Annotated in this window: 17 protein-coding genes; 9 read left to right on the forward strand and 8 right to left on the reverse strand. The window is 69.7% G+C overall.

The features are described 5' to 3' along the window. Position 1: 1 nt before the first annotated feature. The 3 genes from FKO37_RS24055 to FKO37_RS24065 form a co-directional block, all read right to left on the reverse strand. Complete coding sequence (locus tag FKO37_RS24055; protein WP_134661721.1) at positions 2-952, reverse strand: carbohydrate ABC transporter permease; 951 nt, start codon at positions 950-952, stop codon at positions 2-4. Then, positions 949-1,986 (reverse strand): LacI family DNA-binding transcriptional regulator, encoded by a 1,038-nt coding sequence (locus FKO37_RS24060; RefSeq protein WP_134727381.1) that lies wholly within the window; start codon positions 1,984-1,986, stop codon positions 949-951. Before FKO37_RS24060 ends, FKO37_RS24055 begins: the two co-directional genes overlap by 4 nt. A 309-nt stretch (positions 1,987-2,295) precedes the next feature. Beyond that, positions 2,296-2,847 (reverse strand): TetR/AcrR family transcriptional regulator, encoded by a 552-nt coding sequence (locus FKO37_RS24065; RefSeq protein WP_238605830.1) that lies wholly within the window; start codon positions 2,845-2,847, stop codon positions 2,296-2,298. 65 nt (positions 2,848-2,912) lie between these two features. Between FKO37_RS24065 and FKO37_RS24070 the strand changes: the two genes are divergently transcribed. The 3 genes from FKO37_RS24070 to FKO37_RS24080 are packed head-to-tail and all read left to right on the forward strand — an operon-like array spanning position 2,913 to position 5,402. Then, complete coding sequence (locus tag FKO37_RS24070; RefSeq protein WP_238605831.1) at positions 2,913-3,674, forward strand: ABC transporter ATP-binding protein; 762 nt, start codon at positions 2,913-2,915, stop codon at positions 3,672-3,674. 48 nt (positions 3,675-3,722) lie between these two features. After that, positions 3,723-5,051, forward strand: coding sequence for an FtsX-like permease family protein (locus FKO37_RS24075; protein ID WP_238605832.1), 1,329 nt, complete (start codon positions 3,723-3,725; stop codon positions 5,049-5,051). Between the two features lie 24 nt (positions 5,052-5,075). Continuing rightward, positions 5,076-5,402 (forward strand): putative quinol monooxygenase, encoded by a 327-nt coding sequence (locus tag FKO37_RS24080; RefSeq protein ID WP_037811504.1) that lies wholly within the window; start codon positions 5,076-5,078, stop codon positions 5,400-5,402. Positions 5,403-5,477: 75 nt separating this feature from the next. Here FKO37_RS24080 and FKO37_RS24085 read toward each other — a convergent pair whose 3' ends face one another. The 3 genes from FKO37_RS24085 to FKO37_RS24095 all read right to left on the reverse strand — a co-directional run bounded on the left by FKO37_RS24085 (position 5,478) and on the right by FKO37_RS24095 (position 7,863). After that, complete coding sequence (locus FKO37_RS24085; RefSeq protein ID WP_238605833.1) at positions 5,478-5,789, reverse strand: transcriptional regulator; 312 nt, start codon at positions 5,787-5,789, stop codon at positions 5,478-5,480. Then, on the reverse strand, positions 5,776-6,273 hold the full coding sequence (locus FKO37_RS24090) for a hypothetical protein (RefSeq protein WP_238605834.1): 498 nt from the start codon (positions 6,271-6,273) through the stop codon (positions 5,776-5,778). The genes FKO37_RS24085 and FKO37_RS24090 overlap by 14 nt, the downstream gene beginning before the upstream one ends. A gap of 564 nt (positions 6,274-6,837) precedes the next feature. Further along, on the reverse strand, positions 6,838-7,863 hold the full coding sequence (locus tag FKO37_RS24095; RefSeq protein ID WP_238605835.1) for a LacI family DNA-binding transcriptional regulator: 1,026 nt from the start codon (positions 7,861-7,863) through the stop codon (positions 6,838-6,840). A 138-nt stretch (positions 7,864-8,001) separates the two neighbouring features. Here FKO37_RS24095 and FKO37_RS24100 point away from each other — a divergent pair, with 138 nt between their 5' ends. The 3 genes from FKO37_RS24100 to FKO37_RS24110 are packed head-to-tail and all read left to right on the forward strand — an operon-like array spanning position 8,002 to position 12,997. Beyond that, on the forward strand, positions 8,002-9,336 hold the full coding sequence (locus FKO37_RS24100; protein WP_238605836.1) for an MFS transporter: 1,335 nt from the start codon (positions 8,002-8,004) through the stop codon (positions 9,334-9,336). A 26-nt stretch (positions 9,337-9,362) separates the two neighbouring features. Beyond that, the gene (locus FKO37_RS24105) at positions 9,363-11,420 is read left to right on the forward strand and encodes a hydantoinase/oxoprolinase family protein (RefSeq protein WP_238605837.1); all 2,058 of its coding nucleotides are present in this window, start codon (positions 9,363-9,365) and stop codon (positions 11,418-11,420) included. Next, positions 11,417-12,997 carry a hydantoinase B/oxoprolinase family protein gene (locus tag FKO37_RS24110; RefSeq protein ID WP_238605838.1) on the forward strand — a complete coding sequence of 527 codons (1,581 nt, stop codon included), beginning with the start codon at positions 11,417-11,419 and terminating at the stop codon, positions 12,995-12,997. The genes FKO37_RS24105 and FKO37_RS24110 overlap by 4 nt, the downstream gene beginning before the upstream one ends. Positions 12,998-13,034: 37 nt before the next feature. Here FKO37_RS24110 and FKO37_RS24115 read toward each other — a convergent pair whose 3' ends face one another. Then, complete coding sequence (locus FKO37_RS24115) at positions 13,035-13,445, reverse strand: NUDIX domain-containing protein (protein ID WP_238605839.1); 411 nt, start codon at positions 13,443-13,445, stop codon at positions 13,035-13,037. 73 nt (positions 13,446-13,518) lie between these two features. Here FKO37_RS24115 and FKO37_RS24120 point away from each other — a divergent pair, with 73 nt between their 5' ends. Continuing rightward, a complete protein-coding gene (locus FKO37_RS24120; RefSeq protein ID WP_238605840.1) occupies positions 13,519-14,004 on the forward strand; it encodes an HAD domain-containing protein in 486 nt (161 codons plus the stop codon). A 111-nt stretch (positions 14,005-14,115) separates the two neighbouring features. Here the strand turns inward: FKO37_RS24120 and FKO37_RS24125 are convergent, their stop codons facing one another. Continuing rightward, on the reverse strand, positions 14,116-14,793 hold the full coding sequence (locus FKO37_RS24125; protein ID WP_238605841.1) for an endonuclease V: 678 nt from the start codon (positions 14,791-14,793) through the stop codon (positions 14,116-14,118). 85 nt (positions 14,794-14,878) lie between these two features. Here FKO37_RS24125 and FKO37_RS24130 point away from each other — a divergent pair, with 85 nt between their 5' ends. Both FKO37_RS24130 and FKO37_RS24135 read left to right on the forward strand, forming a co-directional pair. Continuing rightward, on the forward strand, positions 14,879-15,655 hold the full coding sequence (locus tag FKO37_RS24130; protein WP_238605842.1) for a BPL-N domain-containing protein: 777 nt from the start codon (positions 14,879-14,881) through the stop codon (positions 15,653-15,655). Between the two features lie 105 nt (positions 15,656-15,760). After that, positions 15,761-20,338, forward strand: coding sequence for a DUF11 domain-containing protein (locus tag FKO37_RS24135; protein WP_238605843.1), 4,578 nt, complete (start codon positions 15,761-15,763; stop codon positions 20,336-20,338). Position 20,339 lies beyond the last annotated feature (1 nt).

A 20,339-nucleotide genomic window follows, 5' to 3' on the forward strand; every position in this document is an offset into this window, starting at 1 on the left:
ATCACCGCCCCCTTTCCGGGCGGTCGCCGCGGAACTGCGACCGCAGGTAGATCGCGAGCAGCGCGACGACCACGATCACGAGGACCAGCCCCATCGCGGCGGCGTAGCCGATTTCGCGGTTCTTGAACGCTTCGAGGTAAACGAACAGCACCGGAACCATGGTTTTTCCGCCCGGGCCGCCCGCGGTGAGCACGTAAACGAGCGAGAAGGAATTGAAATTCCAGATAAAATTGAGGGAAGTGATCGAACTGACGATCGGGCGCATGCTCGGCCAGGTCACCGCGGTGAACCGCCGCCACGCCCCGGCTCCGTCCACCGCTGCCGCCTCGTGCAGTTCAGCCGGGATCTGTTGCAGGCCAGCGAGAAGCGTCACGGTGGTCTGCGGCATGCCGACCCAGACGCCGACCACGATCACCGCGGGCAGGGCGGTGTTGAAATCGCCGAGCCAGTTGATTCCGTCCGGCAATCCGATGCTGCCGAGGAACGCGTTGAGCGGACCGCCGTTGGCCGAGTAAATCATTTGCCACATGATCGCGACGACCACCGGCGGCATCGCCCACGGAATGAGCGCGAGCACCCGCGTGAGGCCCTGGAGCTTGAGGCCGGAATTGAGCAGCAGTGCGAGACCCATCGCGGCGGCCAGCTGCAGGACGGTCACTCCGACCGTCCAAATCAGACCGATCCGGAGCGAGTCCCAGAACAGCGAGTTCCCGCCGAGGCGGACGAAGTTGTCGATCCCGGCGAAGCCGAAGTCCGGATGCCGCACCAGGCGGGTGTCGGTGAAGGCGAGCACGATGCCGATCACCAGCGGGGCCACCGACAGCACCAGGATCGGGATCAGCGACGGCATCACCAGCGCGATCGCCTCGCGCCGGCGGGTGCGGGCCTGGGTGGTCTTCTTCGGGCGCGGCGGGGGAGCGGGGGCGACCCGCGGCTGCGTCGCGGTGGTCATTCTGCGTCCTCCGCGGTCTGGTCCGGAGTGGATTCCCGGGTGGACTCCCGGACGAACAGCTCGGTCCCGACCGAGATCTGCTGCGCCGGAGCCTCCGCGTCGTCGGTGAGCCCGAGCATGAGCCGGGCGGCGGCGCGCCCGCGCTCGGCCGAACCGAGGGACACGCTGGTCAGCCGGGGCAGGAAAACCTGCCCGAGCTCGGTGTCGTCCATCCCGGTGACGGCGACGTCGCGCGGGATGCTGAGCCCGAGTTCGTGGGCGGCGCGGATGGCTCCGATGGCGAGCAGGTCGTTGGCGGCGACGATCGCGTCCGGCCGTTGTGGACGGTCGAGCAGCTTCCGCGCCGCCTCGATCCCCGCCGCGACAGTGAAATCGGCGGCGACCTCGACGTCCGTCTGCGCGGAGAAGTCCTTTGCGGACACTGCCTCGTCGAATCCGCGCTGGCGCGAGGAGCCCGGCGTGGTGTCGAGCGGCCCGTTGAGGAACCCGATCCGGCGACGGCCCAGCGAAACCACGTGCTGCACCGCCGCGCCGATCCCGGCCGCGGAATCGGTGGAGACCGAACTGATCCCGCGGTCGCTCATCGCCCGGCCGATCACCACGACCGGCACCGGGGCCCGGCCGATCTGCTCGATCAGCTCGTCGTCGGTGCGCAGCGGGATCACGATCATCCCGTCGACGAACCCGCCGTGCAGGCTGTGCATGAGCTCGGCGGTCGACGCCGCGGTGTCCCCGGTGGACATCACCACGACCCGGTACCCGTGCGGTGCCAGGACTTCGTGGATGCCGCGCATGATCTCGACGTAGACCGGGTTGCCGATGTCCGCCACCGCGAACGCGATCTGCGAGGTCTTCTTCAGCCGCAACGACCGCCCGATCGCGTCCGCGCTGTACCCGAGCTCCGCCGCGGCGGCCCGCACGCGCTCGACCATCGCCTTGCTCGCGCCGGACCCGTGCAGCGCGCGCGAGGTCGAAGCCAGCGACACGCCGGCGCGCTCGGCCACCTGGATCAGCGTGGCTCGGGTTGACGTCATCGTCCCTCCCAGTCGGACACAGCAACAGCGGCGGAAACCGCTGTTGGAAACGTTTCCAAGCTACGCTCTGGATGGTTTGGAAACGTTTCCAAGCGGTGGCGGAATCATGTCACCCGGATGGCTGACGTGTCAACGGAGCAGCCGCGGGGGCCGGGGATCCGTGACGTCAGCGTGATGTGCCGGTGTGGCGGCGCGACGGTCGGCCGCGGCTCCGCGCGGGGCGAACTCGGCTGCGGACGGCGGGATTTCCTCGGTCAGTTCGGGTTGTTCACCTTGCCGGTCGTTGACGAGGCCCGCGCTTGCTCCGGGTTAGAGCGATCGCCAGTCGGCGCGGACGACGTCTGCCGCCGAGGGAGCGTTCTCCGGATCGGTCAGCCACTGCAGCGCGGTCCCGACGAGCAGCGAGTAGTAGTGCGCGCCGATCGCGTGGACGTCCTTCGGGTCGGCGTCCGGTCCGAGGTCGCCGAAGGCCTTCGCGAGCGAGACGCGCGCCTGTTGCTGGCCCTCCGCGTTGATCTTCCGGATCGTTTCGTCGTGCTGTAAGTAGCTGACGCTCTCGAAGTTCACGAACCACAGTTCGCGGTGCTCCTGAATGGACTCGATGATCCGCGCCCAGCGCCGCTCCGGCCCGGCTTTCTCGTCGTCCGGATCGGAGAGGACGGCGAACAGCAGCTCGCCCCACTCCGCGTTGAGGTCCTGCAGCGCCTGCGTGAGCAGCTGTTCTTTCGACCCGAAGTGGTAGTTGATCGACGCCTGGTTCGCCCCGGAGGCGGCGACGAGGTCGCGCACCGTAGTGCGCGCGTAACCGGCCTTGAGGAGGCATTCCCGGGCGGCGGTGATCAGGTTCTCGCGGTGTCCCACGCGTGCTACCGTATCAGGTAAACGTTCGTTTTAAACGATCGTTCATAACTCTGGGAGGACTCGAGATGACCGCACCCGCGATCCGCATCCGGCGGCTGCGCTGCCGCTTCGACGGCGAAGGCGGCCCGGTCGGCGCACTGCGGGGCGTGGACCTGGACGTTCCGCGCGGTGCTTTCGCCGCGATCATGGGCCCGTCGGGCTCAGGGAAAACCACGTTGCTGCACTGTGCGGCTGGTCTGCGCACCCCGACCGAGGGGACCGTCGAACTGGACGGCACGGATCTGTCCACTTTGGATGAACCACGGCTGGCGGAACTGCGCCGTCAGCGGATCGGTTTCGTGTTCCAGCAGTTCAACCTGCTGCCCGCGCTGACCGCGGAGGAGAACATCGAACTGCCGCTGCGGTTGGACGGCCGTGCTCCGGACCCGCAGCGCACTGCGGCGTTGCTGGCGCAGGTCGGCCTCGCGCAGCGCGGGGGACACCGGCCGGGACAGCTTTCCGGCGGCCAGCAGCAACGGGTGGCCGTGGCCCGGGCGCTGGTGACGGACCCGGAGGTGGTGTTCGCCGACGAACCGACCGGCGCGCTGGACATCCGCAGCGCGCGGGAAGTACTGGGCCTGCTGCGGCATCTGGCGGACCGGGGACAGACGATCGTGATGGTGACGCACGACCCGGTGGCCGCGTCTTATGCCGACGCGGTCCTGTTCCTGGCCGACGGCCTGGTGGTCGACCAGCTGGCCCGGCCCACCGCGGCGGCGGTGGCGAACCGGATGGCGGTGCTGGTCGAGTCCGCGGAGCGAGCCGCGAATGCCGTGGGTGCTCGGTGATCCGGCGCGAATGTCCGGTGACCACAGCAAGATCGAAGGGGGATTGACATGCTGAGACTGGCTCTACGGCTCTTCGGCCACCATCGGGCCGCCGCGGTGGCCACCGGTCTGGTCGCGCTCGTCGGGATGGCGCTCGTGGTCGCGATGACCGCCCTGCTCGGAACCGGCCTCTCCGGCGGCACCGCCGCTGCCGATCGGGGCTTCCTCACCCAGTTCCCGCTGATCCTCGGCGGCTGGGTGGTGGCGATCGTCGTGTTCGCGATGGTGTCGACGATCGGCGTCACGCTCGTCGGGCGGTCCGGCGAGATCGGCGGATTGCGGCTGATCGGTGCGGCGCCGCGGCAGATCCGCGTGCTCGTTTCGATGGAAACCCTCGCGATCACCGCCGTGGCCGCGCTGCCCGGACTGGGGCTCGGCTACCTGCTCGGGCTCCTGCTGCTGACCGGCGTGCGGTCGACCGGGCTCACCTCGCCGCGTACGTCGTACGCACCCGGCATCGGGCTGCCGCTGCTCGGCGTCGCGGTGGTGCTGCTGGCCGGAGTTCTCGCCGCGTGGATCGGCAGCCGCGGCCCGGCTCGGCGGAGCCCGGTGGAAGAGGCGTCGTCCGGCCCGCGCCGGGCCAGGTCGGCGCGGCCGCGGCGGATCTCCGCAATGGTGTTGCTGGCAGCGGGTTTCGGCTCGGCAAGCGCGGTGCTCGCCCTGCCTGCCGACAGCATCGCGACCACCGGCCTGACAGGTCCGGCCGTAGTGCTTTGCTCGATCGGGTTCGCGATTCTTGCCCCGGAACTGATCGCCGCGGCCAACCGGATCGTCGGCCGGCTTTCGCGCGGGGCGAAGAACGCCGAGTCGCACCTGGCGGGCGTGAACCTGCGCGCGGCTCCGGAACGCGCCCGTCCGATCGTCACTTTCCTGACCCTGCTGGTCGGCGTTTCCGCGGGCACGCTCGCCATGCAGGGCATCGAAAACCAGCACAGCGTCCCGGGCAGCACCGCCGAGGTGCTGGCGTCGATCAACTACCTGGTGGTCGTCCTGATTTCGCTGTTCATGGCGATCGCGCTGACCAACAACCTGGTGGCAGCGATCGGCGACCGGCGGACCGAGTTCGCGACGCTGTCGCTGATCGGCTCGACCGTCCGGCAGGTCCGCGGCATGCTCCTGCGCGAAACCGCCGCCGCGGCCGTGCTGGCGATCGTCGTCGCGGTCGTGGGTTCGGTGCTGTGCGTGCTGCCGTTCTCGATCGTCAAGACGGGCGGTCCGGCGGCCGCGTTCAGCGTCTGGCCGTTCCTGGCGAGCGCGGTGTTCGGGGGAGGAGTGGTGCTGCTGGTGACGGCTTTGGCCGGGGCACGGGTGATTCGCGCCGCAGCGGTCGCTGGGTAGCCGGTCGCTTGCGATACTCGGGGCATGATCTTGATCGTCCTCAAAGCACAGATCCGTCCCGAGAAGCGAGCCGAGTGGCTGGAAGGCATCGAGCGCTACACCGCGAACGTGCGGAGCGAACCGGGCAACGTCTCGTTCGACTACTACCAGAACGGCGGCGACGAGAACGAGTTCGTCATGGTCGAGGTCTTCGCCGACAGCGCCGCCGGGGACGCGCACGTCGCGACCCAGCACGCGCAGGAGTTCTTCCCGTTCATGTCGACGGTCGTCGCGAAGAAGCCCGAGATCAACTACCAGAACCTCGACGGTGCGGCCTGGTCGGAAATGGCCGAGGTCACGCCGGTCGACTAGCCGGACGGCCGATCGCGGTGGCCAGCAGGTCGCCGCGATCGGCCATTTACTCCACAGTGGACACTTCGGGCAGACTCAGCTGCGGCGTTCCACCCGCTGCGACTGCTCGACGATCTGATTCAGTGCCGCGATGTGCGCACGCAGCGCCTGGTGCCCGGAACCGCTGAGGTTGAGCCAAGTTCGCGGACGTTTGCCCACGTACCCCTTTTTGACTTCGACGTATCCGGCGTTGGCCAGGTTCGCGATCTGCTTGGACAGCGCGGAATCCGACAGCCCGGCCGAGTCGCGGACCCAGCTGAACTCCGCCCACTCGGTCCCGGACAGCAACGCCGCGATGGACAGCCGGGTGGGGTCGAGCAGGAGCGGATCCAGATCAGGCATGGCCATGCGGCGCGCCTCCCGAACGGCTGCGCCGGATCAGCGCGGCCAACCCTCGCCGCAAGTGCTGTCCGAACCCGATCAGCGCGATCGCCAGTACTGCGCCCAGGATTGTGTTCCCGTAAGGGATCTGTATGTGCAGCAGCGCCAGCGCGACGGCCGCCGCCACGCACACGAGGACGAAGACGAGCGCGATGGCGAACCTCGGCCGGATCGCGGACTTGTCCACTCGCACGCGGTGACCCAGCACCGCCGCACCTCGGCGGGTGCGCAGCATCAGCACGTAGCCCACGACGAGCACGGCCAGGACGAGGCCCTTCCACCCGGCTGCGCTGGGCAGGAAGTCCGCCGAAGCCAGATACAGGAAGACGACGAGCGCGAAGACGACGTCCACCCACTTCGCGCCGTGCAGTTCGTCCAGTGCCTGGTCCCTGCGGTGGTCGACGTCCCGCAACGCGCGGGCCGCCTCTTCCGGGGAGGGTTGCTCAGCCATGGCCGCCTCCTTGTCTGTCCGAGAGTACTTGCTTGAGGAGAAAGTACCCCGTCACTTTCCTCTTAGGCAAGTACTGGCTTGGCGGGGAACAGCGTTGGGCTGGCGCGGTTCGCCGTGGGGGGCGGCTGCGGCTGATGGGGTGCGCGCGGTCCCGGACCGGCAGCGGGAAGGCGGCCGCCAGGCTCGACCTGGCGAGTGTTGGAGGTGCTGCGAAAAGCGGCGGTGGGAACTGGCGGCTGCCAGGTTCGACCTGGCAAGTGCTGGACGCGCCTGGGGAAGCGCGGCTCATCTCGGCGGCGGGAACGGGCGGCCGCTGGGCTCGCGCGTGTTGGAGGTGCTGCGAAAACGGCGGTGGGAACTGGCGGCCGCCGGGCTCGACCTGGCGAGTGCTGGACGCACCGGGGAAAGCGCGGCTCATCCCGGCGGCGGAAACGGGCGGCCGCCGGGTTCGCGCGTGTTGGAGGTGCGGCGAAAGCGCGGCTCATCCCGGCAGCGGGAACGGGCGGCCGCCAAGCTCGCGAGTGCTGGACGCACGGCGAAAAGCGCGGTGCATCCCGTCGGGAGTCAGCCCTCGCGCCGAGTCGACCCCCGAAGCCGCAGTTCCGGAGTCAGGAACACCGGCCCCGCAGGCGTTTCGGCGCCCGACAGCCGCGCCAGCATCAGGTCGACCGCGCGTTCGGCCAAAGCTTCGTGCGTCAGGTCCATCGCGGTGATCGGCGGCGCGCTCGTGCGGGCGTGTTCGCTGTCGGTCAGCGCGGCGAGCAGCAGATCGTCCGGGATGCGCAGGCCCTGTGCGGCCGCGGCGTCGGCGATGAGCGGGGCGAAATCGCTGGTCGCGACCACGATCGCGTCCGGCCGGTCCGGGCCGGACAGTAAGGGCTGCACCAGTTCGGGCACGTCCCCGGGAGTCAAGCCCTCGCTGAGCAAGGCGGTCCGCGGCGGCAGTGCGCGCCGTTTGCACCACGCGAGATAGGTTTCGCGCGGCCGCCGGTTCCAGGCGTTGTCCTCGGTGCCCGACAGCAGCAGCACGTCACGCGCGCCCTGGTCGTAGAGGTGGTCCAGCAGCGCCTCGACCACCGGCGGGTAGTCCAGCCGCACCGCCCACGGCAGGTCCGGTTGCTCCGGGTCCTCCTCGACGGTCACCACCGGCAGGCCGCGGCCGAGCAGTTCGGCCAGTGCGGTGTCGCCGCCGTAGGGGTGGGCCACGATGCAGCCGTCCATCGGCACGCTCGCCACCGCCGGGTCGTGGAGGTCGGGGACGTGGATCAGGCCGGTCTTGTGCCGCAGCATCTCGGTCGCGATCGAGCCGACGAGCCGGTTGAACGTCTCGGCGCGGTCGGGCGTGCCGGCCACCGCGTAGCGCGGCCGCAGGATGAGCCCGACCAGCCCGGACCGGCCGGTGCGCAGCGAGCGCGCGTTCGGGTTCGGGTCGTAGCCCAGCTCCGCCGCGGCCTCCCGCACCCGCGCCTTGGTCGCCGCGGAAATGGGCCTGCGCCCGGAAAGCGCGTGCGAAACCGTGCTGATCGAAACCCCGGCGCGCTCGGCGACCTCCCGGATCGTCACCGGCCGTTTGCCGCCCTCGGTCTCCACCGTCGTTCCCCTTCGCGCTGCCTCCGGACGGCCCAGTATCGCCCACCGGCCGGCCCAGGAGGGCTTGACACCGCACCGGCGCGCGGGTTTGATGCCGCGAAAGCTCATCAAAACGTTTTGATGATGATAGGAGGCGCCATGGCCGCCCCGCACGAGCCCGCCCCGCCCACCGCCGCCGCGCCGACCGTCGGCGACGTCTGCACCGGGATGGGGCTGACCCGACGGCATTGGCTCGCCGGATCGGTGCTGTTCTTCGCGTTCGTCGTCGAGGCTTGGGAACAGGTCGGGCTGGTCTACGTCTCGAACGGGATCGCGGGCGAATTCGGCGTGGACAACACGAAACTGGGCTGGGCCCTGTCCGCGGTCGCGTTCGGCATGGTGCCCGGCGCGCTGCTGTGGGGCGGGCTGATCGACCGGCTCGGCCGCCGCCGCGTGACGGTCGCGAGCCTGCTGATTTACGCGGTCCTCGCGCTGGCGGCGGGACTTTCGCCGGCGTTCTGGCCGTTCGTCGTGCTGCGGTTCCTGTCCGGCGTCGCGTTCGGCGGGGTTTACGCGGTCACGTTCCCGTACTTCCTCGAACTGCTGCCGACCGCTCGCCGCGGCCAAGGCGCGGTCGCGCTCAGCATCGGGTTTCCGATCGGCACGCTGCTGTGCATCGGCGTGAGCCAGTCGCTCGGCACGATCAGCTGGCGTGCGGTCGCCGTTGTCGCCGCGCTCGCCGGGCTGTGGGCGTTCGCCGTGCTGCGCTGGGTGCCCGAATCGCCGTACTGGCTCGCGCGGCGCGGGCGGCACGCAGAGGCCGCCGCGGTCTTGCGCGGTCTCGGTGCGGAAATCCCCGCCGACACAAGGTTTTCTGTCGAGGACGCCGACCGCAAGGCGGGCGCGGTGCGCAACCTGTTCCGTTCGCCGGTGCGCCGCCGGTTCCTGCCGATGCTGCTCACGTCGTTCACCTTCAGCTGGGGTTATTGGGGTTTGCAGACCTGGCTGCCGGTCCTGCTGCAGAACCGAGGGCTGAGCGTGTCCGGCGCGCTGTGGTTCGTCGCGGTGACGCAGGTGGTGTCCGTGCCCGGCTACCTGCTCGCCGCGTGGCTGACCCGACGGCACGGGCGCAAGCGGATCTTCCTGCTCTTCGCGCTGGCCTCGGCGATCGGCGGGGTGCTGTTCGGCCTCGCCACCGGTTCCACGCAGCTGTACGCGGGCAACCTGATCCTCGCGTTCTTCTCGCTCGGTGCCTGGGGCATCTGGAACACCTGGTCGGCCGAGGTGCTGCCGACCGGGCTGCGCGGCGTCGGCTACTCCTGGTCCACCTCGGCGATCCTGCTGGCGAACACCGTTTCGGTGCCGGTGATCGGCGCGATGATGGACCACGGGGTGGCGTCGTCGCTGACCGTCGCGTCGATCGTCGCCTTCCTCGTCGTGGCGCTGCTCGCCGTCCTTCCGCTGCCCGAGACCGAGGGTCGCGCGCTCACCTGATTTCCCTTATCCGACAAGGAGTTCCCATGACCTACCGGGTCGCCATGGACATCGGCGGCACCTTCACCGACGTGGTCGTCCACGACGGCGCGACGCAGCGGCTGCGCGCGGGCAAGGTGCTCACCACCCCCGACGACCTCGCGCGCGGCGTTTTCGGCGCGCTGGAAGGGTTCGACCTGCCGTTCGCGGAGGTCGAGTTCTTCGTGCACGGCACCACGCAAGGCCTGAACGCGCTGCTCGAACGGCGCGGCGCGAAGGTGCTGATCCTGACCACGAAGGGGATCGGCGACGTCTACCGGATCGCGCGCGGCAACCGGAACCGGCTGTTCGACCTGCATTACCGCAAGCCCGCCCCGCTCGTCGGCCCGGAAGCGGTCGCGGAGGTCGCCGGACGGCTCGACGCCACCGGCGCGGAGCTCGAACCGCTCGACGAGGACGCCGTGCGGCTGGTCGCGAAACGCGTGCGCGAAGAGGGTTTCGAGGCCGTCGCCGTGTGTTTCCTGTTCTCCTACCTGGATTCCGGGCACGAGCGCCGCGCCGGGGAGATCCTGCGGGACGAACTCGGCGACGACGCGCTGGTCGTGCTCTCCCACGAGGTCGCGCCGGAATGGCGGGAGTACGAGCGGACGTCGACCGCGGTGCTCGAGGCCTACACCGGCCCGTCGGTGCACCGCTATCTCGACCGCATCGAAGCGCGGTTCACCGAGAAGGGCCTGCACGTCCCGGTGCACGTCATGCAGTCCTCCGGCGGCCTGGTCAACGCGGGGTTCGCGCGGCGGCATCCCTTGCAAACCCTGCTGTCCGGCCCCGTCGGCGGCACGATGGGCGGCGTCGCGGCGGCGAAGCTGCTCGGCCGTCCGGACCTGATCTGCGTCGACATGGGCGGGACCTCGTTCGACGTCTCCCTGGTCATGGACTACGCCGCCGACGTGTCGCCGGACGGCGAGGCGGAGGGTTTCCCGCTGCTGATGCCGCTGGTCAACCTGCACACCGTCGGCGCGGGCGGCGGTTCGCTCGCCTACGCCGAGGGCGACGCGCTGCGGGTCGGGCCCGAATCGGCGGGCGCGGTGCCCGGTCCGGCGTGCTACGGCCGCGGCGGCACGCAGGCGACGGTCACCGACGCGAACTGCGTGCTCGGCCGGGTCGATCCCGAGTCGTTCGCCGGCGGCGGCATGCCGCTCGACCTGGACGCCGCGCGCACCGCCGTCTCGACGCTGGCGCAGCAGCTGAGCATGGACCCGATCGAGTTGGCGTCGGGGATCTGCGACGTCGGCAACGCCAAGATGGCGCAGGCGATCCGGACCCTGACCGTCGAGCACGGCCGCGAACCGGGTCAGTTCGCGCTGCTCGCGTTCGGTGGAGCCGGGCCGATGCACGCGGCGTTCATCGCGCAGGAAATCGGCATCACCGAGGTGATCGTGCCGCGGTTCCCCGGCGCGTTCTCGGCGTGGGGCATGCTGGAGGCGGACGTCCGGCGGGACTTCACCATGCAGTTCTTTGCCAACGGAGCCGAACTCGACACGCGCGCGTTGCGGGTGGCGCTCGATTCGCTGCGCGATCAGGCGCTGGAAGCGTTGCAGGAGCAGGGAATCCCCGAGGATCGTCGCTCGGTGACGCACGGTGTCGACATGCGCTACGAGAGCCAGGACTACACCCTGACTGTGCCGATCCTGGACGACGACCCGGTTGACAGCCCCGATTTCCTGCCCGCCGTCGAAGCGCGGTTCGCCGAAATCCACCACCAGCGGTACGGCCACGCTACCCCTGGCGCGCCCGTGCAGTTCGTCGCGCTCCGCACCACCGGACACGGCGTCGTCGACCGTTCTGCGGCGGCTGCCGAAGCGAGCGCAGAACGGCCGGATCCGGTGGTTCGCGACGTCGTCTTCGCCGGACAGCCGGTGCCCACCACGATCGTGGCGCGCTCGTCGCTCGCGCCCGGCAGCCGGTTGGCCGGACCCGCGATCGTGCACGAGGAAACCGCCACCACGGTCGTCCCGCCGGACGCCGAACTCGCCGTCGACGACCGCGGCTTCCTGGTCGTCACCCTCGCGGCCGCCGGCCACCTGCAGGAGGAACACGCGTGAGCATCAGCCCCGTCACCACCGAAATCATCCGCTCGGCGCTGATCCAGGCGGCCGAGGACATGAACATGACCCTGATCCGGTCGTCCTACACGCCGACGATCTACGAGGGCAAAGACTGCGCCGTCGCGCTGCTGGACCGGAATCACCGGGTCCTCGGCCAGTCCTCGGGGCTGCCGATTTTCCTGGGGAACCTGGAGATCTGCACCAGCCACACCGAGGATCTGTTCGGCGCGGACGTCTGGCAGCCCGGCGACGTGTGGGTGCTCAACGACTCCTACATCGGCGGCACGCATCTCAACGACTGCACCGTGTACGCGCCGATTTTCGTCGGCGACGAACTGGTCGGTTTCGCGGCTTCCCGGGCGCACTGGATCGACATGGGTTCCAAGGACCCCGGCGGGTCGATGGATTCCACGAACATCTACCAAGAGGGCCTCCGGATGGGTCCGACGCGAATCGTCGCGGGCGGCGTCGAATGCATGGACATCCTGCGGTTGATCGAGACGAACGTGCGGTTTCCGTACGTGACCCTCGGGGACATGCGCGCGCAGATCGCCTGTGCCCGGATGGGCGTGCGGCGCCTCGGCGAGTTGTTCGCCCGCTACGGCGCGGAAACCGTCGACGCCGCGCGCGAGCAGATCTTCGCCCAGACCGAACGGCTGGAACGCGAACGGATCGCCGCGATACCGGACGGCGAATACGAGGCGACCGGCTACCTGGACAACGACGCGATCGACCCGGACACGCCGCTGAAGGTGCGCGTGCGGGTCGTCGTCGAGGGCGAATCGATGACGATCGACCTCACCGACTGCGCCGACCAGGCCACCGGCCCGGTCAACTGCGGCCGCTCCCAGGCGATTTCCGCCGCCCGGGTCGGGTACAAGCTGCTGATTTCGCCGCAGGTCAGCCTGAACGGCGGTTCGTTCGCACCGCTGGACGTCCAGGTCCGCGACGGGTCGATGCTCGGCGCGCGGGAACCGGCGGCGTGTCAGTACTACTACTCGAGCCTCGGCATGCTGATCGATCTCGTGGTGGCCGCGCTCGCGCCCGCGATGCCGGACCGCGTCGCCGCGGCCAGCTACGGCGATTCGATGATCGTGCAGTTCGCTGGCGACCACCCGCGGACGGGCGAGCCGTTCGTGACCCTGGAAGCGACCGTCGGCGGCTGGGGCGCCTGGGAAGGCGGTGACGGGGAGACGGCGCTGATCAACAACGTCAACGGCTCGCTGCGCGACCTGCCGGTGGAGGTGGTCGAAACGCTGTATCCGGTGCGGGTGAACGAATACCGCATCCGCACGGGCTCGGGAGGCGCGGGCCGCTGGCGCGGCGGGGACGGGGTGATCCGGGAGTACGTGATGGAAGCGGATCAGGACCTGTCGCTGTGGTGGGAGCGATCGGTGACCCCCGCGTGGGGCCTGTTCGGCGGGTCGTCCGGTGCGCCGCCGCGGGTGGTGCTGAATCCGGGGACGCCGGAGGCACGGGAGATGTTGAAGGTGAACAGCCTCCGGGTGCGGCGCGGGGACGTGCTGCGGTGCGAGTCTGGCGGGGGAGGGGGGTTCGGGGTGCCGGAGGCTTAGCGGGCGCTTTTCCACTCCAGGCGCGCGCGACGAGTGTCTAATGTGGAGCGTCAGCTAGCAGGCCGGTCTCGCGCAGGTGGTCGAAGATGACCTGGTCGACCGGGGACACCTGGCTCCGGTCGGCGTAGGTCAGCCAGACGATTTCCTCGATCTCGCTGCTGGGGGTCAAGGCGCCGCGGTAGTCGGCGGTGTAGCAGGTCATCCGGACAAGGGTGCCTGCTGCGTGGCCGTGCGCCTGGGCTTGGAAAGTGCCGAAATGCTTCGCGCTTTCGGGTGTAATGGCGACGGCGAGCTCCTCGTCGATTTCGCGGATGAGAGTCTGGAGATCGGTCTCGCCGGGTTCGCGTTTGCCGCCGGGGAGGTAGTAGACGTCCTTGCCTCGGGAGCGGGTGCTGAGGATCCGGCCCGCGTCGAACCGGATCCAGGCGATCTTGTCGATGACCGTCACGGGCATCCCTCCGTTCGCCGGTGAACGTAGCTGCGACGGTGATGCCGGTTCAACTGGATAAGCTGGCGCCGCGATGAAATCTCCCTTGGATCGCCGTTCGGTGCTCTTCCTTGACGTCGACGGAACGCTGCTTCCCTTCGGACCTGGCTGCGAGCAGCGCGAGGCGGATCCGCTGCGGCGGCTCGATTCCCGGTGGGGGATCCGGCTCGCCTCGCTGCCGGTCGAGCTGGTGTGGGCGACGACGTGGGAAGACGAGGCCAACACCGAGCTCGCGACTCGGCTCGGGCTGCCGCCGCTGCCGGTCGTGCGCTGGCCGGAGCGCTCGCCGGCGGAGGAGCGCGAAGACCAGTGGTTCGGCATGCACTGGAAGACCCGGACCTTGGTTGCCTGGGCCGACGGGCGTCCGTTTGTCTGGGTGGACGACGAGATCACCGACGGCGACCGGGAGTGGGTGCTCGCTCGGCATCCCGGCCGTGCGCTGCTGCACCGCGTCGAGCCAGGACGTGGTCTCGCGGAGGAGGATTTCGCGGTTATCGGCGACTGGCTGAAGGCAAGCTGAAAACTGGCGCTCAGCGTGGTGCCGCGGAGCGGCCGAGGCCGGTTTGGCGGACATACCGCGATGGCGGACACGGTCGCTCCGCGATGAACGCGAGTCGTTCGGGACTGTTCATCAGGCTTCGCCGCGGAGAGCTTCCGCGAGCGCGCGTCGGCACAAGGAATCCGCTCTGCGGGTCGTCTCGGGCAAGCGGTACTTCGGGGCCAGCGCCAGCGTCGCGTCGCAGGCCTCGGCCAGGCCGATCCGGTGGCCGACCGACACGAAGACCGGCTTGACGTCCGGGCGCGTGCGCAGGGCGCGGCCGACCACCTCCGTGCCGTCCAGCAGTGGTGACCAATCGCCGCGCAAGGGGCCGGGTTGGGCGTAGGAGAAGGTGAACGGCGTTTTGGCGACTCCGGCAGTCGGGAGACCGGTCAGGACGCCGAGGTGGCTGGCCAAACCCAGCCGGCGCGGGTGGGCCAAGCCGTAGCCGTCGCAGAGGACCAGGTCTGGGCGGTGGCGCAGCGCGGCGAGGGCGTCCAGGACCGGCGGGAGTTCGCGGAAGGCGAGCAAACCGGGGACGTACGGGAAGCTGACCGGTCCGGCCGCGGTCGATTCTTCTACCGTTTCGTGAGAGGCGAAGTCGACCAGTACGGCGGCTGCGACGACCACGTTCCGTTCGTCGTCGTAGGCGACGTCGACTCCGGCTACCAAGGCACCGTCGGCGAGGGCTGGGCCGGTCGGGTCTACGAGGGTGCGCAGGCGGTGTTGTTCGGCGAGAGCGTCGGCCTCGGTGGCGGGCCAGGCGGGCATCGGGTTCCTCAGGCGGGAAGAGGCGGAAGAGATCTTCGTGAGGAAAGCTAGCATCAGCGGACCGGCGATCAGGGGAGAGAAAACCATGTCCGGTCGGCCTCCGGTCTTGAGGCGACGGGTGTTGTGCGCTCTCCTCTTCGCCACCGTGCTGCTGGCGGCGGGGTGCAGACAAGAGAAATCCCCGGCGCGCGGTGTGGAAGCGCCGCTCGCGCTGGTCTACAACGGGCCGCAGGGGTGTGCTGAGTGCGGGCCCGCGGTCGCCGATCTGCTGCGCGGGGCGCCGCAGCATTACCGGGTCGAGTATGTGGGTCCGGGAACGGGCAAGCCGCTCACGGCGGCGGTGCTGGCGGAGGCGCAGTTGTACGTTCAGCCGGGCGGCGGGCAGGACCTCGACCGGACCTGGCGGGACTTGGCCGGATCGGCCGACGCGGTGCGCGACTGGGTTCGGGCCGGCGGCAGCTATCTCGGGCTGTGCTTCGGCGGGTATCTGGCGGGCCGCGATCCGGGGTTCGGGCTGTTGCCGGGGGACACGCACGGGTACGTCGGTTCGCCGGGCGCCACGGTTCCGGACGAGCGCGACACCGTCGTCGAGGTCAGCTGGCGCGGACAGCGGCGGCACATGTATTTCCAGGACGGGCCCGCGTTCCGGCTGGACGAGGGTGCCGCCGCGGCGGTGCTGGCGACTTATCCGAACGGGGCGGCCGCGGTGGTCGTCGCGCCGTACGGCAAGGGGCGGGTCGGGGCGAGCGGGCCGCATCCGGAGGCCGACGCGTCCTGGTACGACGAGGAGGGGCTCGCCAATCCGGACGGCGTCCGGCTGGATCTGGCGTACGAGCTGATTCAGGCGACTGTCTCGCGGTAGCCAAGAATGCATTTCCGACAGCTCAGGGGAACTCAAGCGGGTGACTTGTGCGCCCGGCCGTGCTTTCGAGTTGTCGGCGGCGGTTCGCGTTGATTCGATGCGATCATGGTGCGCTGGGCGGGTGGGAGCGGGAAAGCGGTCCGGCGGTTCGCCGTGCAGGTTCTCGTGACGGCGGTCGCGGTATCGGGCCTGGTGGTGGGCGGTGCTGCTCCCGCGTCGGCGCAGACGTGGCCGGTCGAGGGCGAGCAGAGTCCGTCCGCATTCGACTGCGACCACCTTTATTACAGCAATTTCCGCTCGGGCATGCAGTTCCGCACCGACGCCGCCGGGGACGCCGAGATCCAGAACACGGTAATCAGCAAACGGGCGGGCAGCGGGCTGCCGGATTACTGGTCGACCAATATGGCGCTCGGCAAGGACCCCGACTCCGGCCGTCCCGCCGCGTTCTACTCGAATTACACGAGCGCGAACCGCACGCTCTACAAGCACGTTTCCGGCACTGACCAGGTCACCGACGAGATCGCGGGCGGCCAGGCCCGCGCGCTGCCCGCCGGGGTGAACTGGGGCGGGATCACCGCGGACCCCAATACCGGGATGCTGTTCGGCGCGCAGAACGGCGGCGCGCCGAAGCTGTTCGGGATGAACCTCTCGACCGGCGCGACGACGGTCTGGACCCGGGGCTCGAACCTCACGCCGGTGCCGTCGAACGATCCCGTTTTCCTCGGCGGATCCCCGGTGCCGGACCTGTTCGTGGACGCCGACGGCGGCGCGTACTACGGCATTTCCTACGGCGGCTCGACCTACGTCTACCGGCTCGACCCAGCCACCGGGACCACGACGCGGGCGGTGCGCGTCGTCGGGCCGGGATCGGGCAACGGGTTCAACAACTACGGCATGGCCTACTTCCACGGCTCGATCTACCTCGGCTACTACGGCGGCGCACTGTACAAAGTGGACTCGCGGACCGGCGCGTCGACGCTGGTCCCCGGCGGCAACGCCCAGGACAACCAGGTCGGCCGGATCACGTCCGAATCCGGCGGCTCCTGGCCGATCACCGACCTGGCGAGCTGCGCTATCGCGCCGAACCTGACCTCCCGCCTCGTGGTGGGCAAGACCGCCAGCGAGCAGACCGCGAAACCGGACGACACCGTGCGGTACACGGTGACGATCACCAACGAGGGCGACGCACCCGCCCCGGCCGCGCGGCTCACCGACGACCTGAGCGCGGTCCTCGACGACGCCGCGTACAACGACGACGCGGCCACCACGACCGGCGGCGCGCCGACGCCGACCCAGCCGGGCTACGACGGCCGCAAGCTGACGTGGACCGGTGCGATCGCGCCGGGCGAGACCGTCACCATGACCTACTCGGTGACCGTCGGAAAGCCGCCCGGCGGGGACAAGAAGCTGACCAACGTCGTGACGGTGCCGGAGAGCAATTGCGCTGAGGCGTCGCAGGATCCGGCGTGTTCGACCGTCGTGCCGATCGCCACGCTGAAGATCGCGAAGCACGCGTCGCCCGCCAATCCCAGCCCGGGAAGCGTCGTCTCGTACACGGTCACCGTGACCAACGACGGCACAGCGGATTGGGCCGGGGCGAGCGTCACCGACGATCTGACCGACGTCCTCGACGACGCCACCTACAACAACGACGCCAAGGCCACCGGATCCGGCACGATCAGTTACGAGCCAGGACGGGCGCTGCGCTGGACCGGCGACGTCAAGGCAGGCACCACGGTCACCATCACGTACTCGGTGACGGTCGCCGACCCGCCGAGCGGAAACCGCCGCCTGACCAACCGGGTAGTGGGCCCGGACGGCTCGAACTGCGGCACGGACCCCGAGTGCACCACGGACGAACCGATTTCCGGCTTGGTGATCCGGAAATCCGCCTCGCCCGCCGCCGCGAAGCCGGGCGACACCGTCACGTACACGATCACCGCCGAGAACATCGGCGGCGCGACGGCGACCGCGGTGACGCTGACCGACGATCTCACTGGCGTGGTCGACGACGCTGCCTACAACAACAATGCCGCCGCCACGATCGGCGGCGTTCCGGCATCGACGCAACCCGGCTACGACCCGAACGCGGCGAAACTCACCTGGACCGGCGACATCCCCGCCGCCCAGACCGTCACGATCCGCTACACCGTCACGGTGCACTCGCCGCCGCGCGGGGACCACCAACTGCGCAACACCGTGACTGGCCCCGAGGGTTCCAACTGCCCGCCGGACAGCACGGACTGTGCCACCGAAACCCCGATCGGCGCGCTCGAACTCAAGAAGACCGCCGACAAAACCGACGCCAAACCCGGCGAGCGGGTCCGCTACACCGTGACCGTGCACAACATCGGCGAAGCCGCCTATCCGGCCGCGACGTTCACTGACGACCTGTCCGGCGTCCTCGACGACGCGACCTGGAACGACGACGCGACAGCCACGTCAGGCACCACGTCCTTCACCGCCCCGCGATTGACTTGGACAGGCGACGTCCCGGCCGGTGCCACGGTCACGGTGCGCTATTCCGTCACAGTCGGCACCCCGCCCGCCGGGGACAAGCACCTGCGCAACCTCGTCACCGGACCCGACGGCTCGACCTGCCCGCCCGGCACCACCGACCCGGACTGCGGCACCGACACCGGCGTCGGCGCGCTCGAATTGTTGAAGACCGCGTCGCCCGCGACCGCGCAGCCCGGCGACAAGGTCACGTACACGGTGACCGCCCGAAACCCCGGCACCGCAACGTATCGAGGCGCGAGTTTCACCGACGACCTGAGCCGCGTCCTGGACGACGCGACCTACAACAACGACGTGACAGCCACCGCGGGCACCGTCGCCTACGCCGAACCCACCCTGACCTGGACGGCCGACCTGCCCGCGGGCGCGACCGCGACGATCACCTACTCGGTCACCGTCGGCGCGACGCCCGCCGGTGACAGCGAACTCCGCAACGCGATCACCGGCCCGGTCGATTCCAGCTGCCCGCCCGGAAACACCGACCAGGAGTGCAATCCGGTGACCCCGGTCGCCCGCCTGCACGTCAAGAAGACCGCGACGCCGTCCGACCCCCGGCCCGGCGACACCGTCACCTACACCGTGCTGGTCGCCAACGACGGCAAGGCCGCCTACCGCGGCGCGACCGTCACCGACGACCTGACCGGCGTCCTCGACGACGCGAACTACCACAACGACGCGCACGCGACCAGCGGCACAACCGCTTACACCGCACCGAAACTGACCTGGAACGGCGACGTCGAAGCCGGTGCGACGGTGACGATCACCTACACCGTCACCGTGCACGACCCGCCGCGCGGCGACAAGAAGCTCGCCAACGCGGTCACCGGCGGCGGCAATTGCCCGCCCGGCGGGCACGATCCGGACTGCGGGACGGTCACGCCGTTGCCGGAGTTGAAGATCACGAAGACCGCGACCCCGGCGGAGATCAAAACCGGCGACCGGGTCAGCTACACGATCACCGTCGAGAACGTCGGCGAGGCCGACTACCGCGGCGCGTCGGTCGCCGACGACCTCTCGGGCGCGCTCGACGATGCGACCTACAACGGCGACGCCAAGGCGGACATCGGCACGGTCGCGGTCGCACCGCCGAACCTGACCTGGACCGGAGACCTGGCCAAGGGTGCCACCGCGACCATCACCTACTCGGTCACCGTCACCAACGCGGGCGACCACCGGCTGGTCAACACCGTCACCGGAACCGGCTCGAACTGCCCGGAGGGCTCGGCCGATCCGGACTGCCGCGTGGTGCTGCCGAAGCCGCACCTGCGGATCACCAAGACCGCCGATCCAGCGATCGCCCAACCCGGCGGAAAGGTCGCCTACACCGTGACCGTGCGCAACCTCGGCGAGGCACCGCAGCCGGACGCGTCGTTCACCGACGACCTGTCCGGCGTCCTGGACGACGCCGCCTACAACGGCGATGCCACGGCGACCGCCGGAACCGTCCACTTTGCTCAACCCCGTCTACAGTGGACTGGCCCGGTCGCGGCGGGCGAGCAGGTCACCATCAGGTATTCGGTGACCGTCGGGGATCCGCCGCGGGGCGACCGGATCCTGCGCAACGCCGTCACGAGCCCGGACGACACGAACTGCCAGACCCGCGATCCGGCGTGCGGCACCGAAACCCCGGTGCGCGAGATGACGATCGCCAAGCGCGCAGGCGTGTCGACAGCGAAGCCGGGGGAGAAGGTCACCTACACCGTCGACCTGATCAACACCGGCACCGCCGCCTACCCGGACGCGGCGTTCGTCGACGACCTTTCCGACGTCCTGGACGATGCCACGTACAACCAAGACGCCCAAGCAACCAGCGGAACCGTCGAGCAGACCGGGTCGCGGCTGACCTGGCACGGGACCCTGGCGGTCGGCCAGACCGTCACGGTCACGTACTCGATCACCGTCAACCCCGAAGCCGCAGCCGGGAGCCATCTGCGCAACGTCGTGGTCTCCCCGAATCCGGGAACCAGCTGTGTCACCGGGACCGAATCCGGCTGTTCCACGGACACTCCGGTGACTCCAGGGGTGCCGCCGACTGGTCCGCCGAGCACGCCGCCGCTGGCCTCGACAGGCACGCCGGTGCGGAATCTGCTGGCCGGCTCGCTGTTCAGCCTGCTCACCGGCTTCGTCCTGCTGGTTGCCGCACGACGACGCAGGAAGCGAAGCTGAA

The organism is Amycolatopsis sp. Poz14 (assembly GCF_006704225.1).
GTDB classification, from domain to species: domain Bacteria; phylum Actinomycetota; class Actinomycetes; order Mycobacteriales; family Pseudonocardiaceae; genus Amycolatopsis; species Amycolatopsis nivea.

What these genes read in the sequence shown, in the direction of transcription:
- FKO37_RS24055 (WP_134661721.1), bottom strand. Translation starts at nt 952, where the DNA reads ATGACCACCGCGACGCAGCCGCGGGTCGCCCCCGCTCCCCCGCCGCGC.
- FKO37_RS24060 (WP_134727381.1), bottom strand. Translation starts at nt 1,986, where the DNA reads ATGACGTCAACCCGAGCCACGCTGATCCAGGTGGCCGAGCGCGCCGGC.
- FKO37_RS24070 (WP_238605831.1), top strand. Translation starts at nt 2,913, where the DNA reads ATGACCGCACCCGCGATCCGCATCCGGCGGCTGCGCTGCCGCTTCGAC.
- FKO37_RS24075 (WP_238605832.1), top strand. Translation starts at nt 3,723, where the DNA reads ATGCTGAGACTGGCTCTACGGCTCTTCGGCCACCATCGGGCCGCCGCG.
- FKO37_RS24080 (WP_037811504.1), top strand. Translation starts at nt 5,076, where the DNA reads ATGATCTTGATCGTCCTCAAAGCACAGATCCGTCCCGAGAAGCGAGCC.
- FKO37_RS24085 (WP_238605833.1), bottom strand. Translation starts at nt 5,789, where the DNA reads ATGGCCATGCCTGATCTGGATCCGCTCCTGCTCGACCCCACCCGGCTG.
- FKO37_RS24090 (WP_238605834.1), bottom strand. Translation starts at nt 6,273, where the DNA reads ATGGCTGAGCAACCCTCCCCGGAAGAGGCGGCCCGCGCGTTGCGGGAC.
- FKO37_RS24100 (WP_238605836.1), top strand. Translation starts at nt 8,002, where the DNA reads ATGGCCGCCCCGCACGAGCCCGCCCCGCCCACCGCCGCCGCGCCGACC.
- FKO37_RS24105 (WP_238605837.1), top strand. Translation starts at nt 9,363, where the DNA reads ATGACCTACCGGGTCGCCATGGACATCGGCGGCACCTTCACCGACGTG.
- FKO37_RS24120 (WP_238605840.1), top strand. Translation starts at nt 13,519, where the DNA reads ATGAAATCTCCCTTGGATCGCCGTTCGGTGCTCTTCCTTGACGTCGAC.
- FKO37_RS24125 (WP_238605841.1), bottom strand. Translation starts at nt 14,793, where the DNA reads ATGCCCGCCTGGCCCGCCACCGAGGCCGACGCTCTCGCCGAACAACAC.
- FKO37_RS24130 (WP_238605842.1), top strand. Translation starts at nt 14,879, where the DNA reads ATGTCCGGTCGGCCTCCGGTCTTGAGGCGACGGGTGTTGTGCGCTCTC.
- FKO37_RS24135 (WP_238605843.1), top strand. Translation starts at nt 15,761, where the DNA reads ATGGTGCGCTGGGCGGGTGGGAGCGGGAAAGCGGTCCGGCGGTTCGCC.